Genomic DNA, 24,422 nt, shown 5'->3' with positions numbered 1-24,422 from the left:
GCCGCCGGGCGGTTCTCCCGTGGGGGGTGGAACCGCCCGGCGGTTTTCATATCGACGTTCGAATCGTCATCCGACACGCCGTTCGACGATCAGTCCCCTGGCCGGTTTTTCCGGATGCCCCGTTTTCATCCGGCTCCCGCGGTGGACAATTAGGGGCATGAGCCAGCAGGGGGAGAGGCCCACCGGTCATCAGGACGACTGGTGGGGGCAGTTGTACGACGACTCCACCGAGGACACGGGGCCGGCGGCCGCCGCGGATTCCCTCGAGGACCGCTTCGCCTCGGCACTCGGGACAGTGGACCCGCAGTCGGATCCGGAACCGGAGCCGGTACCCGCGCCGCGGTCCGGGGCAGCGGACGGGCCGAGGGCGCCGGACCGGCCAGGGGTGCGGGACCGTCCAGGGACGCAGGACCGTCCAGGGATGCGCGACCGCGACCTGCCGCCCCCGCCGGAGCAGCCGCCCGCTGTACCGGAGCAGGGCGGTCCGCCCCGGCAGCGGCCCGACGCGGGGCCACGCAACGGAGCTGCCGGGTCGCCTCCCGCGTCGCCGGGGAACACTGGCCTGGTGCGGCAGCCCGCCCCCTGGGAGGCGCCGCCCGTCGCCGCGCCGGGTCCCGCCACCTTCCCGCCCGGGCCGACCCCGCCGGGATTCCGCGCGGCCGAGCCCGCCGACCGTGCCTTCACGGAGCCGCCGCCGCAACCGCCGCACCCGCCCACGAGCCCCGTGAGCCCGGCTTGGACGGCGTTCGCCGAAGGCGACAGCGCGCTCCTCGCCGACGGTTCGCAGCCCGACCAGGACGAGGTCCCGGACGCCCCCGCCGTGCCCCGGCGGCCGCCCGTCGTCGACTACGTGGGCTCCGGGCCGCCCACCTACGACGCCGAGCCCACCGCACTGCCGTCCGCCGATCCGGACGAGCTGGACGACCTCGTCGCCGACACGGTGCTCGACGGGGCGCGCTACGGCACCAGCACGCTGCGTGCCGCTTCCGTCCGCGGTGACTCCGCGCGGTACCGGGGCGAACCCCGCCGGGACTCGATGCTCACCGCCCGCTTCGGCAGCGGCGAGCAGGCGCTCGTGCTCGTCGCGATGGCGACCGGGGCCCGTGCCACACCCGGCGCGCACCGGGCGGCTGCCGAGGCGTGCCAGTGGATCGGGCGGGCCGTCGGGCGCAGCCATGCCCGGCTGGCCGAGGACCTCCGGGCCGCCCGGCGGGGCGATCTGAAGTCGGGGCTGCACCGGCTGACCGACCGCAGCCTCGGCAAGCTGCGGGCGAGCGCGGCGGAGCAGGGCATCGAACCCGAGGAGTACACCGCGAGCCTGCGCTGTCTGCTGCTACCGGCCGATCCGGAGTGCCGTACTCGCGTCTTCTTCGGTATCGGTACGGGCGGCCTGTTCCGGTTGCGGGACGGCGAGTGGCAGGACATCGAGCCGCGGGTCGCCGAGGCGACGGGCGAGGCCGTCGTCGGCTTCGGATCGCTGCCGCACGAGACCCCCGACGGCGACCGGCTCACCATGGACCTCGGCATCACCACACCCCCGAGCCCGTACGAACCGGCCCCCGAACCGCCGCGCGCGCCCTTCCGCTTCCGTGCCTCCGTCGCCCGCCCGGGGGACACGCTCCTGCTGTGCACGGGCGGCCTCGCCGAGCCGCTGCGCGGGGCACCGGAGCTGGCCGAGCATCTGACGGCGCGGTGGTCGGCAGGTCAGCCGCCCGGCCTCGCCGCGTTCCTGGCCGACACCCAGGTGCGGGTCAAGGGATATGCCGACGACCGGACGGCCGCGGCCGTTTGGGAGGCGTAACCGCGGCCCCTGTGAATTCATGGGAGGTGCAGGTGTCCCTTCGTGCCCCGGAGGACGGGGGTGAGGAGGGATGCCGGACCACCCGGACGAGACACAAGGGGCGCGTGACTCATGGCCAAGCAGAACGTCGCCGAACAGTTTGTCGACATCCTCGCCCGGGCGGGCGTCAAGCGGATGTACGGCGTGGTCGGCGACAGTCTCAACCCGGTGGTGGACGCGATCCGCCGCAACTCCGCGATCGATTGGATCCACGTCCGGCACGAGGAGACCGCCGCCTTCGCGGCCGGTGCGGAGGCCCAGATCACCGGGAAGCTGACCGCCTGCGCCGGTTCCTGCGGCCCCGGCAACCTGCACCTCATCAACGGCCTGTACGACGCCCACCGCTCCATGGCCCCGGTCCTCGCCCTCGCCTCGCACATCCCCTCCAGCGAGATCGGCCTCGGCTATTTCCAGGAGACCCATCCCGAACAGCTCTTCCGCGAGTGCAGCCACTACAGCGAGATGATCTCCAACCCGAAGCAGATGCCACGCCTCCTGCAGACGGCGATCCAGCACGCGGTCGGGCAGAGCGGGGTGAGCGTCGTGACGCTGCCCGGCGACATCGCGGACCAGCCGGCCCCCGACAAGGCCGCCGAGACCGCCCTCGTCACCTCCCGGCCCACCGTCCGCCCCGGCGACGCCGAGATCGACAAGCTCGTCGCGCTGATCGACGACGCCGACAAGGTGACACTGTTCTGCGGCAGCGGCACGGCGGGCGCACACGCCGAGGTCATGGAGTTCGCCGAGAAGATCAAGTCTCCGGTGGGACACGCGCTGCGCGGCAAGGAGTGGATCCAGTACGACAACCCGTACGACGTCGGCATGAGCGGCCTGCTCGGTTACGGCGCCGCGTACGAGGCCACGCACGAGTGCGACCTGCTCATCCTGCTCGGCACCGACTTCCCGTACAACGCCTTCCTGCCCGACGACGTGAAGATCGCCCAGATCGATGTGCGGCCCGAACGCCTCGGCCGCCGCTCCAAGTTGGACCTCGCGGTGTGGGGCGATGCGAAGGAGACGCTGCGCTGCCTCACTCCGCGGGTGCGGACCAAGGAGAACCGCCGCTTCCTCGACAAGATGCTGAAGAAGCACGCCGACGCGCTGGAGGGCGTGGTGAAGGCGTACACGAGGAAGGTCGAGAAGCACGTCCCGATCCACCCCGAGTACGTGGCGGCGGTGGTGGACGAACTCGCCGACGAGGACGCGGTGTTCACGGTCGACACCGGTATGTGCAACGTCTGGGCGGCGCGCTACCTCTCGCCCAACGGGCGCCGCCGCATCATCGGTTCGTTCTCGCACGGCTCGATGGCGAACGCCCTGCCGATGGCCATCGGCGCCCAGTTCACCGACCGCGGCCGTCAGGTCGTCTCGCTCTCCGGCGACGGCGGATTCTCCATGCTGATGGGCGACTTCCTCACCCTCGTCCAGTACGACCTGCCGGTGAAGATCGTCCTCTTCAACAACTCCTCCCTCGGCATGGTGGAGTTGGAGATGCTGGTGGCCGGGCTCCCCTCGTACGGCACCACGAACAAGAACCCCGACTTCGCCGCCGTCGCCCGCGCCTGCGGCGCCTACGGCGTACGTGTGGAGAAGCCCAAGCAGCTCGCGGGCGCGCTGAAGGACGCCTTCAAGCACAAGGGCCCTGCGCTCGTGGACATCGTCACCGACCCGAACGCCCTCTCCATCCCGCCGAAGATCAGCGCCGAGATGGTGACGGGCTTCGCCCTGTCCGCGTCCAGGATCGTCCTGGACGGCGGAGTCGGACGGATGGTGCAGATGGCCCGCTCCAACCTGCGCAACGTGCCGCGTCCCTAGGGACGGTCGGTGGGCGGGCCTCAGGTGACCACGGGGGTCCAGTGCCGGCCCGCATACCAGTACCGGGGCAGGCCCTTGATGCCGCTGGTGCGGAACGGGCGGCCGTCGTCGTCGATCCGGACCGTGCCGGTGCGGCCCTCGGAGGACCATTCGAGCTCCAGGTACCAGCGGCAGTCGCAGTCCTCGGTGAGCGCCTTGACCACCAGCATCTCCGGATCCTTCGCCGACACCCGGTAGGGCATGCGCATCGCAGGGACCGGCTTGCCGTAGCCGTCGCTGCCCGCGACCGGGTGAACGGTGGGCCGGTGTGCGTCCAGGTCGATCGAGAAGCCGCGTGGGGTCATGTCCCCGCCGCAGCCCTGGGCCATCGAGTAGGCCGTGCCCTGCAGCGGGGTGTCCCGTCCGACCACGCGGACCCGGAGCGCCTTCAGGACCACGGCCGTGGAGCTGCGCCCCTGCACCGCGATCTGCACGAGGGTCTCGCGCCCGTGCACGGCGTCCTGTGTGGCCGCCCACGCCGCGGCGTCCTGCTCGGCCGGGGGAGGCGGCACCTGCCGCGGCTGCTTGCGGATGACGTAGTCGTGGTCGCAGTCGATCTCCCAGGCCTGGGAGTCGGCGGTCCAGGTGAGGGGCGCGGGGGCCGTCGGGGAGGCGGAGGTGGTGGGGTGCGCGGGGGTCGAGCGGTGGGGAGTCGGGATCTTCGGCGAGGAGGGGGCGTCGGTGGAGAAGGCCGGGAGGGCGGCGAGTACGGCGAGGAGCGCGGAGGCGCCGGCGACGGTGAGCGCCAGGCGTCCGCGGTACCAGGGGCGGGGGTGGGAGCGGGAGTTGGCGTGGGGGCGGGTGCTCGGTGCGGGCTCGCGCTCCGGGGACTCGCGGGCCTCGGGAGTCTCAGGAGCCTCGGGGGCCTCGGGGGCCTCGCGGACCGACAGGATCGCCGAGGGGTCCGGGGCCGTCGAGGTTTCCGGGACCTTCGGGATCTCCGAGGTCGTAGGGGCCTCAGGAATCTCCGGAGGACCCGTGGCGGGCAGTGGCGTACCGGGCGTCGCGGCAGCGGTCGGGTCGGCCGGCGTCTCTCCCGAGCGTGGCCGTTGCCGTGCCGCCACGGCCGGGATCCAGCGGCGGTGCAGTTCGAGTCGCTCGTCCGACGAGGCCCCGCACAGCGCGGCGAACCGCTCCAGGGGCGCGAAGTCGAGCGGGACCGCCTCGCCCGCGCAGTAGCGGTGCAGCGTGGAGGTGTTCATGTTAAGCCGTCGGGCGAGGGACCCGTAGCTGCGGTCCGTGCGCGCCTTCAGCTGCCTCAGCAGCGCCGCGAGCTCCTCGACTTCGTCGTCCCCGGTCGGCACCGTTCCCCCGTACTCGTGTCCTCGTGTGCGCCCGCCTGGTCGGGGCGGCCGTGCGGGTCCCGGGAAGGCATCCCAGGCACTCCATGTATCTGCACGTCAAACGGGGTGGGATGGTTCCACGGTGGTGAATCGGATGCCGGTGCTTGCGCCCGCTTCCCGGGACGGCTGATGCTCTTGGTGTCGCACCGACCTACGCCGTACCGATCACGGCCGTACCCATCGCCGCCGGACCGACCATCCGGGCCAAGGTGAACCGGCCTCACGGTGTCGCGGCGACATTCCGCACCGAGCATTCATTCACTCACTCACCCACGGGGACCACGCACTCATGAACAGCAACAACACCGCCCGCAAGTCCGTCCGCCGCGCTGCCCTGGCCGCCGGTCTCGCCGCGGTCGTCGCCCTCCCGCTGGCGCTCACCTCTTCGGCGCAGGCGTCCCCGGGCGCCACCGCGTTCCGGACGGTCAGCGGGAAGCCGTCCGACTCGGTGACCCGGATCGCCGACTTCTACGGCGCCTACATGGACGCCCAGAGCGACCCCGACCACGGGGGCAAGCTGGTGGACGCGCTCCGCAAGTACTACGTGAGCGCCTCCTGCCTCAAGGAGATCAAGGCCTGGGAGACCAAGAACCACGCGGACGGCGTCCTGCAGGCCCAGAACGTCCCGGTCAAGTGGACGGTGACCGACAACGGCACGGCGGACTACACGGAAGCCGCGGTCACCCTGACGTGGGGCGACCGGACCACCACCAAGCTCATCGTCGACATGTCCAGGAGCCACAAGATCATCCACATCGGCACCAAGGGCATCGAAGGCAAGTGACGGAGGGAAACAAGGGCGCCGTCGGCGGGGTGCGTTCGACCCCCGCCGGCGGCGCCTTCGTGTGCGGTGCACGGCGCGCCCTGTCCTCGTCGAGTACGGCCGGATCGGCAGCCGAGGATCGGTAGATGGGTCGATCGCGCACGGTCACCGCGTCGCTGCGCGACGTAGCCCCGAGTGAGTGGTGGCCGCCGGCCGCGTCTTCCCGCCGTGCGGCGGACACGCAGCCCCGGGACCCGTCATGGAGCCGCGAGGCCCGGGTACCGGTAACGCGGGCACATGCCGGAAGACGGATGCCGACGGCGACGTACACCACACATTCTTCCCGTCCGACGGGCCTTGCACCCATCGGACCGGGTGCCACGACGGCCACCCGCCATCCGGGGCCCTGCCACTTCTGCGGTCCCCGGCCGTTGCCTCAACGCGCCCCGCTCACCAGGGTGTTCCCCGGCCTGCGCAGGTCGTGAGCCGCCGGCGTGGGGCGGGAGCACGTGCCCGCCGTCGCCGGCCCCCCCGCAGGCAGGGCACCGACCCGGCCCATCGCCCTGAGTGCGCGGGCGGACGGGCCGCCGCGGCGCGCGCTCCGGGCGCCCCCAGCGGTGATCGGCCGTTGTGGCACGGCCGATCAGCGGTTGCTCCGGAGTTCGCGGCGGCGGGGTTCGGGGGGCGCTTCCGGGTATCGACACGGCGCATCCGCGGGCGTGCGGCCGGTGGTTGACGATTCGACATGACTGTCACGTTCTGGACGGGGCATGGATTCCCGTGAACGTGTTCGAGCAGGAGGGAATCCGACATCGGCGTGCAGGCGGGGGTCATGAAGAGGCAGGTGCGAGGGGGCGGTCCCGCGACCATCGGGACGTCCTCGGCGAAGACGACAGTGGAGGACGTGTCCGACGGCGCGAAGCAGCAGCCGGGCGCGGCGCAGCTCAAGCGCAAACTTGGCAGGGCGGACCTGCGGGCGGTGCCCGAGGCCCGTAGGGCACTGAGGGATTTGTTACGGCACTGGGGGAGGCCGGGAAGGTCCGAGATAGCCGAGCTGCTGACCAGCGAGCTCGTCACCAACGCACTCATACACACCGACCACGACGCCGTCCTGACGGCCACCGTCTCACCGCGTGGACTGCGCGTGGAGGTACGGGACTTCGTGGGACGCAGGCCCAGACTGCGGGTACCGGACGCCGACGACGGTACACACGGCAGAGGACTCGTCCTCGTCCAGTCCCTGGCGGACGCCTGGGGCGTACGGGCGCACGGGGTGGGCAAAGCGGTGTGGTTCGAACTGGATGGGGGCGCCGCCTGATCTCACAGGCAGCGCCCCCATCCAGTGTGTGCGGTCCGCGTCCCGGGCTCCGGCTCGGGCGTGGACTCGATCTCGGCCTCAGCCGAACTGCTGCTCCAGGTCCTTGAGCTTGCGCTCCAGGGAGTCCAGACGCGGCAGGGCCATCGTGTCGTCCTCGGCGGTGAGGTCGACGGTGATGGGGTCAGTGCTCTTGCGGACGGGCTGCAGGGAGGGCCGGGAACGCACGGGCAGTTGCTCCGGCGCCGATATGGCGGACTCCGCGGTCGCCGTGGCGGGGGCCCGCTCCACGGTCGTCGTGGTCTCGCCCTGACGGCCGCGGCCCACGATGCCACGGTGGCCGCGGCTGATCGCCTTCAGATGCGCGCGCTCGACCCGCTCCTGCTCGCGACGGCGCAGTCGGGTCTGCTCCTTCTGGCGCCGGTCCTCGCGGACCTCGTCCACGGCCTCGTCCAGGGTGCGCACGTTCTCCAGGAGCATCAGCGACCAGGCGCTGTACGTCTCGCGGGGAGCGCGCAGCCAGCGGACGATCCGGATCTGCGGCAGCGGGCGCGGGACCAGGCCCTGCTCACGCAGCGCCGCACGGCGGGTCTGCTTGAGGGCGCGGTCGAAGAGCACCGCGGCCGACAGCGACATTCCGGAGAAGAACTGCGGTGCGCCCGCGTGGTCGACGCCACGGGGAGCGTGCACCCAGTTGAACCAGGCGGCGGCACCGGCGAACGTCCACACGAGTATCCGGGAGCCGAGCGCCGCGTCACCGTGGCTCGCCTCGCGCACCGCGAGGACGGAGCAGAACATGGCCGCGCCGTCGAGGCCGAACGGAACCAGGTATTCCCAGCCGCCGGTGAGGCCGAGGTTCTGCTCACCGAAGCCGACGAGGCCGTGGAAGGAGAGCGCCGCGGCGACGGCCGCACAGCAGAACAGCAGGACGTAGGAGGCGGTGCCGTAGACGGCCTCCTTGCGTCTGCGGCGCTCCTCGCTGCGCTCCCACGAGTCGTCGCTGCTCGACGTGGTCTCCCCGGACCGCTTGCCACGCGCGAGCACCGCCACCGCCGCCAGCATGCCCAGGAGCAAAACGGCGCCCGGAAGCAGCCAGTTCAGCGATATGTCGGTCAGTCTCATCAGGGGTCCCTTGCATTGGGATAGGGCGTAACGCCCGCCATAGTGGCCCAATCCCGATGTCCCTCAGGGGGTTTCGGGGCAAGAGGCCGCCAAGGGAGTGCAAGGGCATGCGCAGGGCGGCGTTCTGCTCGAACTGCCGCGCGAGGGACGGGAGTTGAGTGCGAATAAGATTACCCGTACGGATGGTTCTACGGAAAGTTCCTGCGCCGAGTGAGGAAAATGTGAATCGCCTGTAACCGCGCCGTGGCCCCGGTTCGAGTTGATCTTAGAGGGCGCGGGCGGCCCCCGACACCTCGGGGTGGGTCTTCGGCCGCGACGGAGCGGGCCTCAACCCGCCGGGGTGGCCGTCAACTTGGCGACGCGGTCGGCGTCACAGGTGCGCGGACAGGTGGTGCAGGTGTCGTCGGGGCGCAACGTGTAGAAGAGACAGCAGCTCACCCGGTCGCGGGTGGGCAGGGACTCGCCGTTCGGTCCGGTGAGTTCGCGGAAGGCGGCGGAGCCCGCGTACGGCCGCGTCGCCCCCGGCAGCAGGCGCTCCAGCTCGTCGGTCGCGCGCCGCTCCTCGCCGAGGAGGTGGGCGACGTACCAGAGCCCCTCGACGACGTCGTCGGTCGCCATGCCCCACAGGGCCCGGCCGCGTCGCCGCATCCGTGGGCCGAAGGCGCCGAGGACCGGCTCCAGGTGCTCGGCCACGGCCGCCCGCACCTCGGCCCGCAGCGCCTCCTCGTCCGGGACGACACGGGCGCCGGGCAGGCCGGCCGCCGGATCGTCCGGCAGGCACGCGAACGCCCCGGTCCGCACCGCCATGCGGCCGAGGATGCGCTGGAAGGTGACGTTCTGAACGGGGAAGCGCGGCACGCGGCGCAGCAGGAACCACGGGACCGTGATCAGCAGGCAGGCCGGCCACGCGTACCGGTGGAGCCCGAAACTGGCGACGACGTCGGGGCGGGCCCGCTGCCCGTACTCCCGCAGGACCTGGTCCTCGTCCCACGCGAGGAACCCGTCGAGGTCGGCGCCGCCCTCCGCGAGCCCGGCGGCGCAGACCCAGCCACCGCCCAGGGGTGCCGCCTCCTCATGTCCCAGTTCCGTGACGCCCAGGCCCGGGAACACCTCGGTCAGCCGGGCGTACGCGTCCGCGACAGCCGAGCGGGACGGGTGCTCGGGGCGGGTGTCGGTGCTGGTCGGGGCGCCTGTGGCGAGAGTGGGGAGGGGCATGCAGGGACCACCGCTTCCCGATCGTTTGCAGGTAAGGCTTACCTTACCCGAAGTGATTACGGTTTGAACTGGGGCCTGCTGCGCCTATGGTGCTTGACGGACGAGTAACAATCGACGCAATGACCCCAAGTACCACCAAGCCCGGAGGAGGATCCCGTGGAGCAGGCCGGTCCGCGCAGCGTGCACGGCTCCGTCGGGACAGGGGTCCCGGACATGCGTACCGGGGCCGTTCGGGTTCCGCAGCAGCTCGGCGCCGCGGACGTGGACCGGGAGCGTGGGACGGCGGCTCGCGGTGGTGCGGGTGCGCAGATGCGTTCCGGGGACGGCGCCGGTACCGGCGCCGGTGGCGAGGCCCGTGGCGAGCACACGCACAGTGAGGTGCCGATCCCGGGGCCGCGGTTCACGGGAGAGCGTCCCGTCATCCAGCGGGCCTCGGTCCGCGGCCAGATCCTCGACGCCCTGCGGACCGCGCTGGTCACCGGAGAGCTCGCGCCCGGCGAGGTGTACTCGGCGCCCGTGCTCGCCGAACGGTTCGGGGTGTCCGCGACGCCCGTGCGCGAGGCCATGCAGCAGCTCGCACTGGAGGGCGCCGTCGAGGTAGCGCCGAACCGGGGGTTCCGGATCGTCGAGCGCGGTGCGCGTGAGCTGGCCGAGCTCGCCGAGATCCGCGCCCTGATCGAGGTCCCCGTCATGCTGCGCCTCGCCCGCACGGTGTCCGCCGCGTGCTGGGCGGAGCTGCGGCCGCTCGCCGAGGCGACGGTGCGGGCCGCGTCCTCGGGCTGCCGCGCCACGTACGCCGAGTCCGACCGTGCCTTCCACCGCGCGCTCCTCGCCCTCGGGGGCAACACCCAGCTGGTCCGGATGGCGGACGACCTGCACCGCCGCGCCCAGTGGCCCCTGGTGGGCGCCCCCGCCTCCCGCGGCCGCGCGGACCTGATCGCCGACGCCGCCGAACACACGGCCCTGCTCGAGGCCCTGATCGCGCAGGACCTGCCGGTCGTCCGGTCCCTCGTCGGGGAGCACTTCGCGGGGGCGTGCTGAGGGAGGCCTCGCCGGGCGCCGGTATGTCCGCTTCCCGTAGCCCATGTCACAGCTGCGTACAGGACGTGCGACATGCCCCGTTCCCGGGAACCCGGCCCCGCCTCCTGGCGTGCTCACCGGTACGCGGCGAGAGCCGGAGTGAAAGCGGGGGAGAATCCGATGCCCGACCCGTCCTGGCAGGCGATGCAGCAAGCTCAGCAGGCCCAGCAGATCCATCAGCAGCATGTGCGCACCCACCGCGCGATGCACGACACGGCCCGCGCGCACACCAGGCACCCGGGGGCGCCGCGCACGCACTACCCGGCTCCGGTGTACCACACGGGCCGCAGCGGCAGTCTGCGCAGCTTCCTCGGGTTCCTGGCCCTCGTGGCCGTCGGGTTCTTCCTGGCCCGTGACCCCGAACTCCGTGCCACCGCACTGGAGTTCATGCGCGACCTGTAGGCGGGTCCCACCCGCCTCAGGGCTGAATCGTGGCCGGCGGCGGCGTCAACTGCCGTGCCAGCCACGTCGGTACGCCGCCCAGGAGCCGGAACAGGCGTCCCGCCTCGGCCCGCAGCCGGGATGCCTCCGGCTCGGCCTCCGCGTCGGCCAATGAGGCCAGCGCCGGGGCCGTGCCGACGAGGTAGCCCAACTCCTCGCGGATGCGCAGGGATTCGCTGAAGCCGTGCCGGGCCTCGGCCAACTCGCCGTCGCGCAGGGCGAGTCCGGCGAGGTGGCGCCAGGTGAAGGAGAGCAGCAGGGGGTCGTCGTGGGCGGTGGCCCCGGCGTGCGCGCGCCGGTAGGCGGCGCGGGCGCCCTGCGGGGAGCGCGTGAGGTTCTCGGCGAGCAGCCCGCGCCGGAAGTCGAGCAGAGCCCGCCCGGGCGCGCCCGGAGCGATCAGTGCGGCGGCCCGGCCCAGCGCGGTCTGCGCCTCGTCGGCCCGGTCGCGCACGGCGAGCAGCGTGGCCGCGTAGGCGAGCTGTCCGCGCTCGCAGGCCGCGGCGCCCCGCTCGTCGTCGCTCTGGGCCAGCGCCTCCGCCGTACGCAACGCGTCCTCGGCCTCGGCCCAGCCCTGCTCGGTGTACAGGCAGCGCTCGACGAGGAGCGACGCTCTTTGCAGCGCGGCCGCCGCGGTGTGCGGTGGCAGCAGGGCGGCCGCGTCGGCCCAGCAGGCGCGCGAGCGCAGCCGCCATACCGCGGTCTGGAGTGGATCGTCCCCTGCAGTCGTTCCGGCACCAGACATGGCGGTATGCGCCACGTTGCCCTCCCCGAGCACGCCATTGAGCTGTTGAGTGGTGGCGGCATCTCAGCACGAATTCCGGCGCCGGGCCAAGAGGGTGGGTGAAAGATTTCACAAAGTCGTGGGACAAGTGGCGCGCCGACGGCGGCACTTCGTGCCGTTCACCGCAGGCCCGCGTGACCTCAACTCATCCGCAACGCCAGGAAGAAATCCAGCTTGTCCTCCAGTCGGGAGAGGTCCCGGCTCGTCAACTGCTCGATACGGCCCACTCGGTAGCGCAGCGTGTTGACGTGCAGGTGGAGGCGGGCGGCGCAGCGTGTCCACGAGCCGTCGCAGTCCAGGAACGCCTCCAGGGTGGGGATCAGCTCGGCGCGGTGGCGTCGGTCGTAGTCCCGCAGCGGGTCCAGGAGGCGGGCCGTGAAGGCGCGGCGCACGTCGTCCGGGACGAACGGGAGCAGCAGGACGTGCGAGGCCAGCTCCTGGTGCCCGGCGGCGCAGACCCGGCCGGGGCGGGCGGCGGCCACCCGGCGGGCGTGCCGTGCCTCCTCCAGGGCGCCGCGCAGGCCCTCCGCCGAGTGCACCGCGGCGCTGACGCCGAGGGTGACCCGGCCGTCGTCGTCGAGGCCCGCCGACAGCGGGTCCCGGACGGCCTCCAGGAGCGTGTCGGCGAGGACACCGGACTCGGAGCCGTCGTGCTCGGTCGACACCGCCGGAAGAGGGACGAGCGCGATCGCCTCGTCACCCGTGTGGGCCACCGCGATGCGGTCGGAGGGCTCGGGGCCGACCGTCAGCGGGTCGACCAGGATCTCCTCCAGCAGCGACTGGGCCACCGGACCGCCCTCGATCGCGCCGCCCTCCCACTCCACCCGGGCCACCACGACCTGCCAGTGCGGCGCCGCCCCGAGCCCGGGCAGCAGCACCGGCGCCGCGACCCTCAGCCGCGCCGCGATCTCCGCGGGCGCCGCGCCGGTCTGCACCAGTTCCAGGACCTCCTGCGCGAGCCGCCGCCGCACCGTGCGGGCCGCGTCCCGCCGGTCCCGCTCGACCGCGATCAGCTGGGTGACGCCCTGCAGCAGGTCCAGACGCTCCGCGGGCCAGTCCCCGGCGTCCGCCTCCACGGCCAGCAGCCAGTCGGACAGCACGCTCTCCCGTACGTCGCGGGCGGCGCCCGCGGAGCGGCCGGAGGAGCGGATCGGGAAGAGTGAGTACGTCGCCGAGCCCACCGCCACCCGGTGCGGCCCGCGTCGCCCGGTGCGCACCGCCGCCAGATGCTCGGCGGCGAGCTTGGCGCACACATCGGCGGGCAGCGCCTGCCCGGCGAGTTTCGAGCCCGCGATGGGCCGTCCGGTGGGCGAGAGCACCCAGGCCCGCAGGTCCAGGTCGGAGCCGAGCAGGTCCAGGACCACGTCCGGGCCGCCGCCGGCCGGGCCCGAGGTCATCATCCGGCGGTGCCGGTCCACCACGGCGGCCAGGTCCCCGGCACGCTCGCCCGAGACCTGCCGTACGACGTACTCGGTGATGGTCGCGAAGGCCACCGACTCGTTCACGGCGAACAGCGGCAGCCGGTGGCGCGCACAGGCGAGCACCAGGTCGTCGGGGATGTCGCCGAGCTCGGCCTCACCGGCGGCGAGACCCGCGACGCCGGCGCCCGCGAGGATCCGCACGAAGGGCTCGGAGTCCGCCGCGTCGTGCCGCCAGGCGAGGCCCGTGAGGACCAGCTCGCCACCCGAGAGGTAGCGGCTGGGGTCCTTGAGGTCGGTGGTCATCACACCGCGCACGGTGCGGTCCAGCTCGTCCTCGCCGCCGAGCAGCCGCAGCCCCAGCGCGTCGGTCTCCAGCAGTGCGCGCAGCCGCATGTCTCGTCGCCGCCGATCTTGTCTCGAAATCTACGATGGATCTGAAGGTGTCAGAAGGTGAGCATCCGGCGAGCGGCTGCCCGGGTTCCGGAATGCGGTACCGCGAAGGCGCGAGGACCGTGGTCCCGACCCCTCCGAGGCTGTGTCCTGGGCTTTTGAGAGCCAGGCCTTCCGCTCCCGGGACTGTGTCCGGCGTTTCCAGAGAAAAACGAGGAGGTTACTGATGACCTCCGTTCATACGAATCTACAAGATGACCACCCTGGCCAGCCAACTCCTTCATGGTTTCGGTGACTGACCCCGGTGGAGCACGGCCCTGTGTACTGGCGTCAATCCGCGTGAACAGCACATGACCGAGCCCAGCCCGCCGCACACGATCTGGCTCAAACAGAACGACCCACGATTACGAAGAAGAGAGCCACTCATGGACTTCCTTCGCCCCGCCAGCTGGGAGGAGGCGCTCGCCGCCAAGGCCGAGCACCCCACCGCTGTGCCGATTGCGGGTGGCACCGATGTGATGGTCGAGATCAACTTCGACCACCGCCGGCCCGAGTACCTCCTGGACCTGAACCGCATCGGCGAGCTGAGCGAGTGGGAGGTCGGCGGGGAGAGCGTCCGGCTCGGCGCCTCCGTGCCGTACGCCAGGATCATGGAGAACCTGCGCGGCGAGCTGCCCGGCCTGGCCCTGGCCTCGCACACCGTGGCCTCCCCCCAGATCCGCAACCGCGGCGGCGTCGGCGGCAACCTCGGCACCGCCTCCCCGGCCGGTGACGCCCACCCCGCCCTCCTCGCCGCGGGCGCCGAGGTCGAGGCCGAGTCCGTACGAGGCACCCGGCTGATCCCGATCGACGCGTTCTACACCGGCGTGAAGCGCAACGCGCTCGCCCCGGACGAGCTCATCAGGGCCGTGCACATCAAGAAGGCGGACGGCCCGCAGCAGTACTCCAAGGTCGGCACGCGCAACGCGATGGTCATCGCCGTCTGCGCCTTCGGTCTGGCGCTGCACCCCGAGACCCGCACGGTCCGCACCGGCATCGGCTCGGCCGCGCCGACCCCGGTCCGCGCCCAGTCCGCCGAGGAGTTCCTGAACGCGGCGCTCGACGAGGGCGGCTTCTGGGACAACGGCAAGATCATCACCCCGTCGGTCGCCAAGCAGTTCGCGGACCTCTGCTCCGCCGCCTGCAACCCGATCGACGACGTCCGGGGCACGGCGAGCTACCGCCGCCACGCGGTCGGCATCATGGCCCGCCGCACCCTGACCTGGGCGTGGGAGTCCTACCGCGGCACCGCCGCTCGCACGGAGGGAGTCGCGTAATGCGCGTCAATTTCACGGTCAACGGCCGTCCGCAGGAAGCCGACGACGTGTGGGAGGGCGAGTCCCTGCTGTACGTGCTGCGCGAGCGGATGGGCCTGCCCGGCTCCAAGAACGCCTGCGAGCAGGGCGAGTGCGGCTCCTGCACGGTCCGCCTCGACGGCGTGCCGGTGTGTTCCTGTCTGGTGGCGGCCGGTCAGGTCGAGGGCCGCGAGGTCGTCACCGTCGAGGGCCTCGCCGACTTCGCCAAGCAGCGCGCGGAGCACGGCGGTTGCGCCTCCGGCGCCTGCGGCACCTCGCTCCAGGACGCCCGGCAGTGGGAGTCGAAACCGCAGGACTCCCACACCGGTGAGGGCACCGAACTCGCCCCCATCCAGCAGGCGTTCATCGACGCCGGCGCCGTGCAGTGCGGCTTCTGCACCCCCGGGCTGCTGGTCGCCGCCGACGAGATGCTGGAGAACAACCCGAACCCGACCGACGCGGACATCCGCGAGGCGCTCTCGGGCAACCTGTGCCGCTGCACCGGCTACGAGAAGATCATGGACGCGGTCCGCCTCGCGGCCGCCCGGCAGTCTGAGGCGGTCTGATCATGGGTACGACTGGTACGCCCACCAACATCACGCAGGGCTCCAAGACGAAGGGCGGCATCGGCGAGTCCACGCTCCGCCCGGACGGCACGCTCAAGGTCACCGGCGAGTTCGCGTACTCGTCCGACATGTGGCACGAGGACATGCTCTGGGGCCAGATCCTGCGCTCCCCGGTCGCGCACGCCGAGATCGTGTCGATCGACACCGGCGAGGCCCTCGCCACGCCGGGCGTCTACGCGGTCATGACGTACGACGACCTGCCGACCGACGTGAAGAACTACGGCCTGGAGATCCAGGACACCCCGGTCCTCGCGCACGGCAAGGTCCGCCACCACGGCGAGCCCGTCGCGATCGTCGCCGCCGACCACCCGGAGACCGCGCGCCGCGCCGCCGCCAAGATCAAGGTGGAGTACCGGGAGCTGCCGGTCATCACGGACGAGGCGTCCGCGACCGCCCCCGACGCGATCCTGGTTCACGAAGGCCGCGACGACCACCACATCGGTCATGTCCCGCACCCGAACATCGTGCACCGCCAGCCGATCGTCCGTGGCAACGTCGAGGAGGCCGCCAAGAAGGCCGACTTCGTCGTCAGGGGCGAGTACACCTTCGGCATGCAGGACCAGGCCTTCCTCGGCCCGGAGTCCGGTCTCGCCGTACCCGCCGAGGACGGCGGCGTCGAGCTCTACATCGCCACCCAGTGGCTGCACTCCGACCTCAAGCAGATCGCCCCGGTCCTCGGCCTGCCCGAGGACAAGGTCCGTATGACGCTCTCCGGCGTCGGCGGCGCCTTCGGCGGCCGCGAGGACCTGTCGATGCAGATCCACGCCTGTCTGCTGGCACTCCGTACCAACAAGCCGGTCAAGATCGTCTACAACCGCTTCGAGTCCTTCTTCGGACACGTCCACCGCCACCCCGCGAAGCTCCAGTACGAGCACGGGGCCACCAAGGACGGCAAGCTCACCCACCTCAAGGCCAGGATCGTCCTGGACGGCGGCGCGTACGCGTCGGCCTCCCCGGCGGTCGTCGGCAACGCGTCCTCGCTGGGCGCGGGCCCCTACGTCATCGACGACGTCGACATCGAGGCCGTCGCCCTCTACACCAACAACCCGCCCTGCGGCGCCATGCGCGGCTTCGGCGCGGTGCAGGCGTGCTTCGCCTACGAGGCGCAGATGGACAAGCTCGCCGACAAGGTGGGCATGGACCGGGTCGCCTTCCGTCAGCTCAACGCGATGGAGCAGGGCACGCTCATGCCCACCGGGCAGGCCGTCGACTCGCCGGCCCCGGTCGCCGAACTCCTGCGCCGCGTCAAGGCGATGCCGATGCCGCCCGAGCAGCAGTGGCTCGCGGCAGGCGAGGCGGCCGACGTACGGCAGCTGCCGGGCGGCCTGTCCAACACCACGCACGGCGAAGGCGTCGTACGGGGCGTGGGCTACGCGGTCGGCATCAAGAACGTCGGCTTCTCCGAGGGCTTCGACGACTACTCCACCGCCAAGGTCCGCATGGAGGTCGTCGGCGGTGAGCCCGTCGCCACCGTGCACACCGCGATGGCGGAGGTCGGCCAGGGCGGCGTCACCGTCCACGCGCAGATCGCCCGCACCGAGCTGGGCGTCACCCAGGTGACCATCCACCCGGCCGACACGCAGGTGGGCAGCGCCGGTTCGACATCCGCCTCGCGTCAGACGTACGTCACCGGTGGCGCCGTCAAGAACTCCTGCGAGCTGGTGCGCGAGAAGGTCCTGGAGATCGGCCGCCGCAAGTTCGGTACGTACCACCCGGCCTGGGCGACGGCCGAACTCCTCCTGGAGGGCGGCAAGGTCGTCACCGACGGCGGTGAGGTTCTCGCGGACCTGGCCGACGTACTGGAGGACGAGTCCGTCGAGGTCGAGGCCGAGTGGCGGCACCGTCCCACGGAGCCCTTCGACCTGCGCACCGGACAGGGCTTCGGCCACGTCCAGTACACCTTCGCCGCGCACCGCGCCGTCGTCGAGGTCGACACCGAGCTCGGCCTGGTCAAGGTCATCGAGCTGGCCTGCGCCCAGGACGTCGGCAAGGCGCTCAACCCGCTGTCCGTCGTCGGCCAGATCCAGGGCGGCACCCTCCAGGGCATGGGCATCGCGGTCATGGAGGAGATCGTCGTCGATCCGAAGACCGCGAAGGTCAGGAACCCGTCCTTCACGGACTACCTGCTCCCCACGATTCTCGACACGCCGACCATCCCCGTCGACGTGCTCGAACTCGCCGACGACCACGCCCCCTACGGGCTCCGTGGCATCGGCGAGGCCCCGACCCTGTCGTCCACCCCGGCCGTCCTCGCGGCGATCCGGAACGCGACAGGTCTGGAGCTCAACCGCACGCCGGTACGTCCCGAGCACCTCACGGGCAAGGCGTAAGGCTCTCCGGGCGGCGCAGGGAACGTCACACTTCGCCGCGCCGCCCGGAGTACTCGAGTACCGCACCGCTCGCGGGACTTGACGCACCACCTCAGCAACACCCGAGTACCACCCTGTGTTCGTATCGGGCCGTCCCCCGGTCGTGCAGCCGAAGCACCTTCCCAAATCCCGCCGCCGTCAGGGCGACGCGGGTGCCCCTGTGAACCTTGGGAGTCAGGCATCATGACCCAGCAGTCACTGGAGCCGGAGACCGTCGCGGACGACGCGGGCGCGGGTAGCCGCGTCCCGGCCGGACGGTCCTGGCTCGACCGGTACTTTCACATATCCCAGAGAGGCAGCTCGGTCGCGCGTGAGGTGCGCGGCGGCGTCACCACCTTCATGGCGATGGCGTACATCCTGCTGCTCAACCCGCTGATCCTGTCCGGCAAGGACGTGGCGGGACACACGCTCGGCCAGCAGCCGCTCATCACCGCCACCGCGTTCGCGGCGGCCTTCAGCACGCTTCTGATGGGCTTCTTCGGCAAGGTGCCGCTCGCCCTGGCCGCCGGACTCTCCGTCTCCGGTGTGCTCTCCTCGCAGGTAGCCCCGCAGATGACCTGGCCGCAGGCCATGGGCATGTGCGTGATCTACGGCGTGGTCATCATGCTCCTGGTCGTCACCGGCCTGCGCGAGATGATCATGAACGCGATCCCGCTGGCACTCAAGCACGCGATCACCATGGGCATCGGCCTGTTCGTCGCACTGATCGGCTTCTACAAGGCCGGCTTCGTGCACCAGGGCAAGGCGACCCCGGTCACCCTCGGCCCCGGCGGTGAACTCGCCGGCTGGCCGGTCCTCCTCTTCGCGGCGACCCTGCTCCTCATCTTCATGCTCCAGGCCCGGGGCATCCCCGGCGCCATCCTGATCGGCATCGTCTCGGGCACGGTCCTCGCCGTGATCCTCAACGCCCTCGACGTCATCGCCCCCACGCAGTGGGCGAGCGGCGCTCCCGAACTGCACGGCAGCGCGGTCTCGATGCCGGACTTCTCGCTCTTCGGCGACGTCGAGTTCGGCGGCTGGGGCGACGTAGGCGCGATGACGGTCGGCATGATCGTCTTCACGCTGGTGCTCGCCGGGTTCTTCGACGCGATGGCCACCATCATCGGCGTCGGCACCGAGGCCAAGCTCGCCGACGCGCAGGGCCGCATGCCGGGCCTGTCCAAGGCGCTGTTCATCGACGGCGCGGGCGGAGCCGTCGGCGGGGTGGCCGGCGCGTCCGGCCAGACGGTGTTCGTCGAGTCCGCGACGGGCGTCGGCGAGGGCGCCCGAACCGGCCTCTCGTCCGTGATCACCGGACTGTTCTTCGCGGCCTGCCTCTTCTTCACACCACTGACGGCGATCGTGCCCGGCGAGGTCGCGGCGGCCGCCCTGGTGGTCATCGGCGCCATGATGATGATGAACGCCCGCCATGTGGACTGGGCCGACCGCGCCACCGCGATCCCGGTGTTCCTGACCGTCGTGATCATGCCGTTCACGTACTCCATCACCGCGGGCGTCGCGGCCGGAGTCCTGTCGTACGCCGCCATCAAGGTCGCCCAGGGCAAGGCCCGGGAGATCGGGGCGTTCATGTGGGGGCTGACGGTGATCTTCCTCGTCTTCTTCGCCCTCAACCCGATCGAGAGCTGGATGGGCGTCCACTGACGTCCAAGTACCCTCCACACAACCCCTGTTAAGGAGACCGAGACATGCTGGACATCGCCGAGGAGCTGCACCGGTGGGTCGAGCAGGGACGTGACTTCGCCGTGGCCACCGTGGTGGCCGTCGGCGGCAGCGCGCCCCGCCTGCCGGGCGCCGCCCTCGCGGTGGACGCCGACGGCACGGCGATCGGCTCGGTCTCCGGCGGTTGTGTGGAGGGAGCGGTCTACGAACTGTGCACGCAGGCGCTGGCGGACGGCGAGACCGTCCTGGAGCGCTTCGGATACAGCGACGAGGACGCCTTCGCCGTGGGACTGACCTGCGGCGGCGTCATCGACATATTGGTGACCCCGGTCCGGGCGTCCGACCCGGGGCGTGAGGTGATCGCAGACGCGCTGGCCGTCGCTGCTGTTGGGGCAGCGGCGGCGGTCGCGCGGATCGTGTCCGGGCCCGCCGATCTGCTGGGCCGCGCACTGCTCGTCCGTCCCGACGGGTCCTACGAGGGCTCATTCGGCGCCCATCCCGAGCTCGACCGGACCGTGGTCGGAGAGGCGGGCGCCTTCCTGGACGCCGGCCGCACCGGCACCGTGGAGATAGGAGAGCAGGGCTCTCGGTGCGGAGCACCGCTCACCGTGCTCGTCGAGTCGTCGGTCCCACCGCCCCGGATGATCGTCTTCGGCGCGATCGACTTCGCCTCCGCGCTGGTGCGCATCGGCAAGTTCCTGAACTACCACGTGACGGTCTGCGACGCCCGCCCGGTCTTCGCCACCGCCGCCCGCTTCCCCGACGCCGACGAGATCGTCGTCGAGTGGCCGCACCAGTACCTGGAGGGCACCCGGGTCGACGCCCGGACGGTGCTGTGCGTCCTGACCCACGACGCCAAGTTCGACATCCCGCTGCTCCGGCTCGCGCTCAGGCTGCCGGTGGCCTACGTCGGCGCGATGGGCTCGCGCCGCACCCACCTGGACCGCAACGAGCGGCTGCGCGAAGTCGGCGTCACCGAGCTGGAGTTGGCCCGCCTCAGGTCACCGATCGGCCTCGACCTCGGCGCACGTACGCCCGAGGAGACGGCCCTGTCCATCGCCTCGGAGATCGTCGCCAACCGGCGGGGCGGCACCGGTGTCTCCCTCACCGGCGCGCACACGCCGATCCACCACGACGTGACGGCGCAGCCGGCCAGGATCGGCTCGGTGGCATGACGCAGCGGCGGCCCGGTGGCATGACTCGGGGGCGGGGAAAGGCCTGACCGCACGGCACCTCGCCCCGAGGTGCGCAGGCGTGGGTCACAGGAGCCCCTTGCGGGGGAGCACCGACCGCTTTCCCTTGCCCAACAGGGGAGCGAGGGAGGGATCGGCCGTCGGCACCAGCGCGTCCACCGCCGCCTGAACCGCTGCCCAGGCATCGGCGCCCTCGAGGGGCGGTGAGGCCGTCTGCGTCGCGAGGTACTGGCGGTGCCGGTTCAGATGGCCCGTCCTTCGCGCGGTGAGCCGGCGCGCCGACACCAGCCCCACGACACCGCGCAGCGCGTCGAGCAGGACGGGGTCGGACGTCTCCTTGTGCAGTTCGGCCAGTCCCACCCCCATCCCCAACAGCCGTACGACCACGTCCTGTTCGTGCTCCGACAGCGGCAGGGTGACGCCGCAGAGCAGGATGTTGGAGGCGTACTGCCTGGCCTGTCCGGCGGCGGCGCCCCACGCCGGGAAGAACTTGATCTCCGACTCGCGGTCCGTCATGGACGCCAGTTCACGGCAGGTGCGGGCGGCGACGACCAGCGCGTCGTCGATACGGTCCGCGCGGCGCAGCACGGTGATCTGGGCCGTGCGGAAGCTGAGCCGCCGGGGTGAGGCGGTCACCGCGGCCTCGGCGGCCGCCACGGACTCCTGTGTGAAGCGCTTCTCGTTCGGCGCGGACAGGCGCAGCGACAGGTACGCGGCCGCGTGGAGGTCGTCGTCGAACGTTCCGGTCTCCTGGGCGATCTCCACGGCGGCGGTGACCAACTTCCGGACGACCGCGGCGAGTTCCCCCGGGTCCTGCTCCTTGCTGATGTCGAGGGCGGCATCCGCGATGGAGGGGTGGCGGACCCACAGCGCGGGGCCGTGTCCGGACGCAGCCGCCTCCTTGCCCAGCGGGTCGGTGATCTCCCACTCGACGGCGTCCGGCGACTTCAGCCCCACGGCCCGGGCGAGCACTCGCCGGGACAGCGGGGGCGCCTTGAACCTGGCGCGCAGACAGGCGGTGTGGAGTATGGCGATCATCAGAAAGCACTCGCGCAGCGAGCAGTTCCCGACCGGGGTGTACGCCTGGAGCCGCTGGAGCAGCGCGCCCACATGGGCGCGCAGCAGCGGTCCGTAGCGCAGTTGGAGCATGGCGCCCACCAGCGCGCTGTCCCGTTGCCCGTACGAAGCCGCGGCCAACTCGACCAGCCGCCCCGCGCGCTCGTCCGGCGGCGTCCCCTCGAGTTCGCCCAGGGCGCCCAGTTGCTCCCAGGCGGTGACGAGGGTCTGTCCGTCCGGTTCCGTGAGGCCGGTGCCGGAGAGGGTTTCCAGGGTCGGGCGCAGCCGTCCCGCGGCGCCCTGGTCGCGCCACTCGCGCTCCTGCGCGGTCAGCAGCACATGGACGTCCGTGCGGCCCCGGGCCGTGCACGCCAGGCTGAGCCGCTGCAGATCGTCGACGACGAGGGCCCCGTCGTCGCTCACCAGCAGGATGTGGTGATCCGGACGCTGCGGCAGCGCCAGGACCGCGTCGGGATCGATCGCGGACCCGGGCTCCCGCCAGTAGACCGTGATGTCGTCGCGGGACCGCAGCAGGTCGACCGTCGCCTGGCGCAGCGTGATGCTCTTCCCCTCGCCCATGGGGGCCACCGCGGCCACGATCCGCTTGTCGAGCACGCCGTCGAGGCAGTCGCGCACCCGGCCGGTCAACTCCTCGACCAGGGCGAGGCGGGGCACCCGGGAGTCGAGGGCCGTGCGCCAGCTCGGCTCCGCGCCGTCGAAGAACCCGATCACGTCGTTCTCGTCGTGCGGGGCGCGCGCTTCCTTGTCGAGGAACGCGGTGTCCAGGTGCCGCCAGCCCTTCAGGCCGGGCTGGGGGAGGGCGGCCAGGTATTCGCCGAGCAGGCGTGGGAACACCTTGTTGGCGTCGATGACGTCGTAGAAGTACGTCCTCGGCAGCGAGTGCAGCTCCTGGAAGAGCCCGGCGGAGAAGTCGTCTGCGGTGAGCTTCGGAAACGAGCACCAGATCAGGTCGCTGCCCTGGGTGTTCTGTTCGAGCACGCGCTCGCGCAGCGACCGGGAGAAGGCGTCGTCCCACCCGCTGTAGCCGACCACCACCACGGTGTGCCCCTGGAGCGATTCCCGGAGGCTGCCGTGCAGTTGTGGCCGCTTCTTCTGCAGCTGGGTTGCGGTGTGCAGGGTGTCGCCCCAGCACCAGTACCCGTGCACATGCGCGATGTTGACCTGGTCCTTGTGGTGGGGACGCATCAACTTGCCGTCGAGGTCGAAGTACTGGAAGTTTGGCCGGCCTCCGGCCTTGGTGACGGCGATCTCCAGCAGCGGGTCGAAGTTCGTCGTGATCACCGGCCCCCGGCGCTCGGCGGGCAGATGGCGCAGCAGCCGGCCCAGCGCCTCCACGCCCGGGGTGAGCTTCCACAGGCCGGTCTGTTCTTCGAGGGCGATGAGTTCCGCGGGGTCGTTGCGCCGGTAGAGGCTCGTCCTCGCGGCAGTGCTCTTTCCGGTGCAGGCGCGCAGTACGGCCTGCCGGATGACCTTGTTCAGTTCGTCCTGTCCGAGGTTGAACTCCACGAAGTCCGCGGCCTGTTGGTATCGTTTACCGGCGTTGTCACCGTTGACGTCCCGGTCGAACCGGTCGCGCGCCGCCGCGTCGTCGACCAGTTTCCGCATGTTCTCCACGATCTTGTCGACGCCGTCGACCGCCCCGAAGCTGATGCCGGAGCCGGTGATGAAGGCGACGGGCTTGTCTCCCTTGATCAGCAGCGTCTTCAGGCGGGTGACGAGATCGTCCTCGTCGCCGGTCCTCACCTCGTCGATCGCCACTGAACCATCTCCAGAATGTGTCGCGCCGCCCCAGTCTCATGAGTCTAGTGGTCACCCCGGCATCCCAGTTGGCGCCCGAACTTGCAGGTGCACCGGTGGAGAGGCAGGGTGGGGCGCCGGGGCGTCGGCATGACAAGAACTCATCGGGGGCGGGAAGTTGAGCGGGGCGACGGAGGAACTGGCCGCGGTCCAGGGCGGCGACGGCGGCACGGCGAACGGGCGTTGTCTGTCACCGGTGGCCACTGCCGTACTGGGTGTCTTTCTCCTGGCCGACCTGGTGTTCGTATGCGGAGCTCTCGTGAGTCTGTGGCCGGTGATGCTCGGCCTGGTCCAGCCCGGCACGGACGGGGGCGCGGGCGCCGGGGCGTCATCCTGGTCGCCCTTCGGGCTCGGGGGGTGGTCGCTCACCGCCGACACCGCGATGCTGCTCGCGGTGATCCTCTGCAGCGGGCTGGGCAGCTTCGTCCACGCGGCCACGTCGTTCGCGACCTATGTGGGCAACAGGCGGCTGTACGCGAGCTGGCTGTGGTGGTACCTGCTCAGGGCCGGTATCGGTGTGGCGCTGGCCCTGCTGGTGTACTTCCTGCTGCGCGGCGGACTGTTCGCCGGCAGCTCGGGCGCCGGGGCGACCAATCCGTACGGCTTCTGCGGTATCGCGGGCCTGTGCGGCCTCTTCTCGAAGCAGGCGACGGACAAGCTGCGCGAGGTCTGCGACACGATCCTCAGCACCAGGGGCGACGGCGACCGCGAGCGCGGCGACAAACTGGCGGTCGCCGCGAACGGGGATCCCGACCCGGGCAGACCATGATCCCCGGGTGACTCTCCTCCTGCGGCGGCCGTC

18 protein-coding genes are annotated in these 24,422 nt (G+C 71.5%); 12 read left to right on the top strand and 6 right to left on the bottom strand.

Translation table 11 applies throughout. The annotated features are described in order from the left end of the window. The first annotated feature begins 157 nt into the window (after window positions 1-157). The gene (locus ABZS97_RS12400; RefSeq protein ID WP_356136612.1) at window positions 158-1,801 is read left to right on the top strand and encodes a protein phosphatase 2C domain-containing protein; all 1,644 of its coding nucleotides are present in this window, start codon (window positions 158-160) and stop codon (window positions 1,799-1,801) included. Window positions 1,802-1,912: 111 nt separating this feature from the next. Further along, window positions 1,913-3,655, top strand: a complete 1,743-nt coding sequence (locus tag ABZS97_RS12395; RefSeq protein WP_356136610.1) for a pyruvate dehydrogenase — start codon at window positions 1,913-1,915, stop codon at window positions 3,653-3,655. A gap of 20 nt (window positions 3,656-3,675) precedes the next feature. Here the strand turns inward: ABZS97_RS12395 and ABZS97_RS12390 are convergent, their stop codons facing one another. Then, window positions 3,676-4,998, bottom strand: coding sequence for a helix-turn-helix domain-containing protein (locus tag ABZS97_RS12390; RefSeq protein WP_356136608.1), 1,323 nt, complete (start codon window positions 4,996-4,998; stop codon window positions 3,676-3,678). Between the two features lie 328 nt (window positions 4,999-5,326). Here ABZS97_RS12390 and ABZS97_RS12385 point away from each other — a divergent pair, with 328 nt between their 5' ends. Continuing rightward, entirely contained in the window at window positions 5,327-5,821 is a 495-nt protein-coding gene (locus ABZS97_RS12385; RefSeq protein WP_356136606.1) for a hypothetical protein, read from the top strand. An 874-nt stretch (window positions 5,822-6,695) separates the two neighbouring features. Further along, window positions 6,696-7,118, top strand: coding sequence for an ATP-binding protein (locus ABZS97_RS12380; protein WP_356136614.1), 423 nt, complete (start codon window positions 6,696-6,698; stop codon window positions 7,116-7,118). A 78-nt stretch (window positions 7,119-7,196) separates the two neighbouring features. Here ABZS97_RS12380 and ABZS97_RS12375 read toward each other — a convergent pair whose 3' ends face one another. Next, the gene (locus ABZS97_RS12375; RefSeq protein ID WP_356136604.1) at window positions 7,197-8,237 is read right to left on the bottom strand and encodes a DUF2637 domain-containing protein; all 1,041 of its coding nucleotides are present in this window, start codon (window positions 8,235-8,237) and stop codon (window positions 7,197-7,199) included. A 327-nt stretch (window positions 8,238-8,564) separates the two neighbouring features. After that, window positions 8,565-9,452: a (2Fe-2S)-binding protein gene (locus tag ABZS97_RS12370; RefSeq protein WP_356136602.1), complete on the bottom strand. Its 888-nt coding sequence runs from the start codon at window positions 9,450-9,452 to the stop codon at window positions 8,565-8,567. Between the two features lie 156 nt (window positions 9,453-9,608). Between ABZS97_RS12370 and ABZS97_RS12365 the strand changes: the two genes are divergently transcribed. Both ABZS97_RS12365 and ABZS97_RS12360 read left to right on the top strand, forming a co-directional pair. Continuing rightward, window positions 9,609-10,493 (top strand): GntR family transcriptional regulator, encoded by an 885-nt coding sequence (locus tag ABZS97_RS12365; RefSeq protein WP_356136600.1) that lies wholly within the window; start codon window positions 9,609-9,611, stop codon window positions 10,491-10,493. Window positions 10,494-10,652: 159 nt separating this feature from the next. Beyond that, on the top strand, window positions 10,653-10,934 hold the full coding sequence (locus ABZS97_RS12360) for a hypothetical protein (RefSeq protein WP_356136598.1): 282 nt from the start codon (window positions 10,653-10,655) through the stop codon (window positions 10,932-10,934). 16 nt (window positions 10,935-10,950) lie between these two features. Here the strand turns inward: ABZS97_RS12360 and ABZS97_RS12355 are convergent, their stop codons facing one another. Further along, the gene (locus ABZS97_RS12355) at window positions 10,951-11,730 is read right to left on the bottom strand and encodes a hypothetical protein (RefSeq protein ID WP_356136596.1); all 780 of its coding nucleotides are present in this window, start codon (window positions 11,728-11,730) and stop codon (window positions 10,951-10,953) included. A 164-nt stretch (window positions 11,731-11,894) separates the two neighbouring features. Then, on the bottom strand, window positions 11,895-13,568 hold the full coding sequence (locus tag ABZS97_RS12350) for a PucR family transcriptional regulator ligand-binding domain-containing protein (RefSeq protein WP_356136594.1): 1,674 nt from the start codon (window positions 13,566-13,568) through the stop codon (window positions 11,895-11,897). 422 nt (window positions 13,569-13,990) lie between these two features. Here ABZS97_RS12350 and ABZS97_RS12345 point away from each other — a divergent pair, with 422 nt between their 5' ends. From ABZS97_RS12345 to ABZS97_RS12325, 5 genes are all read left to right on the top strand, one after another. After that, window positions 13,991-14,881: a xanthine dehydrogenase family protein subunit M gene (locus ABZS97_RS12345; protein ID WP_356136592.1), complete on the top strand. Its 891-nt coding sequence runs from the start codon at window positions 13,991-13,993 to the stop codon at window positions 14,879-14,881. Then, a complete protein-coding gene (locus ABZS97_RS12340; protein WP_356136590.1) occupies window positions 14,881-15,465 on the top strand; it encodes a (2Fe-2S)-binding protein in 585 nt (194 codons plus the stop codon). Before ABZS97_RS12345 ends, ABZS97_RS12340 begins: the two co-directional genes overlap by 1 nt. A 2-nt stretch (window positions 15,466-15,467) precedes the next feature. Continuing rightward, window positions 15,468-17,855, top strand: coding sequence for a molybdopterin cofactor-binding domain-containing protein (locus ABZS97_RS12335; RefSeq protein WP_356136588.1), 2,388 nt, complete (start codon window positions 15,468-15,470; stop codon window positions 17,853-17,855). A gap of 222 nt (window positions 17,856-18,077) precedes the next feature. After that, window positions 18,078-19,535, top strand: coding sequence for an NCS2 family permease (locus ABZS97_RS12330; protein ID WP_356136586.1), 1,458 nt, complete (start codon window positions 18,078-18,080; stop codon window positions 19,533-19,535). A gap of 44 nt (window positions 19,536-19,579) precedes the next feature. Then, a complete protein-coding gene (locus ABZS97_RS12325; RefSeq protein ID WP_356136584.1) occupies window positions 19,580-20,728 on the top strand; it encodes an XdhC/CoxI family protein in 1,149 nt (382 codons plus the stop codon). Between the two features lie 84 nt (window positions 20,729-20,812). Here the strand turns inward: ABZS97_RS12325 and ABZS97_RS12320 are convergent, their stop codons facing one another. Then, on the bottom strand, window positions 20,813-23,581 hold the full coding sequence (locus ABZS97_RS12320; RefSeq protein WP_356136582.1) for an SIR2 family protein: 2,769 nt from the start codon (window positions 23,579-23,581) through the stop codon (window positions 20,813-20,815). Between the two features lie 157 nt (window positions 23,582-23,738). Here ABZS97_RS12320 and ABZS97_RS12315 point away from each other — a divergent pair, with 157 nt between their 5' ends. Then, entirely contained in the window at window positions 23,739-24,389 is a 651-nt protein-coding gene (locus tag ABZS97_RS12315) for a hypothetical protein (RefSeq protein ID WP_356136580.1), read from the top strand. Window positions 24,390-24,422 lie beyond the last annotated feature (33 nt).

This window comes from Streptomyces sp. NPDC005485 (genome assembly GCF_040606085.1).
GTDB lineage: Bacteria > Actinomycetota > Actinomycetes > Streptomycetales > Streptomycetaceae > Streptomyces.
Note: the sequence above shows the minus strand (reverse complement) of the source record. Positions and strands in the feature narration are given on the sequence as shown.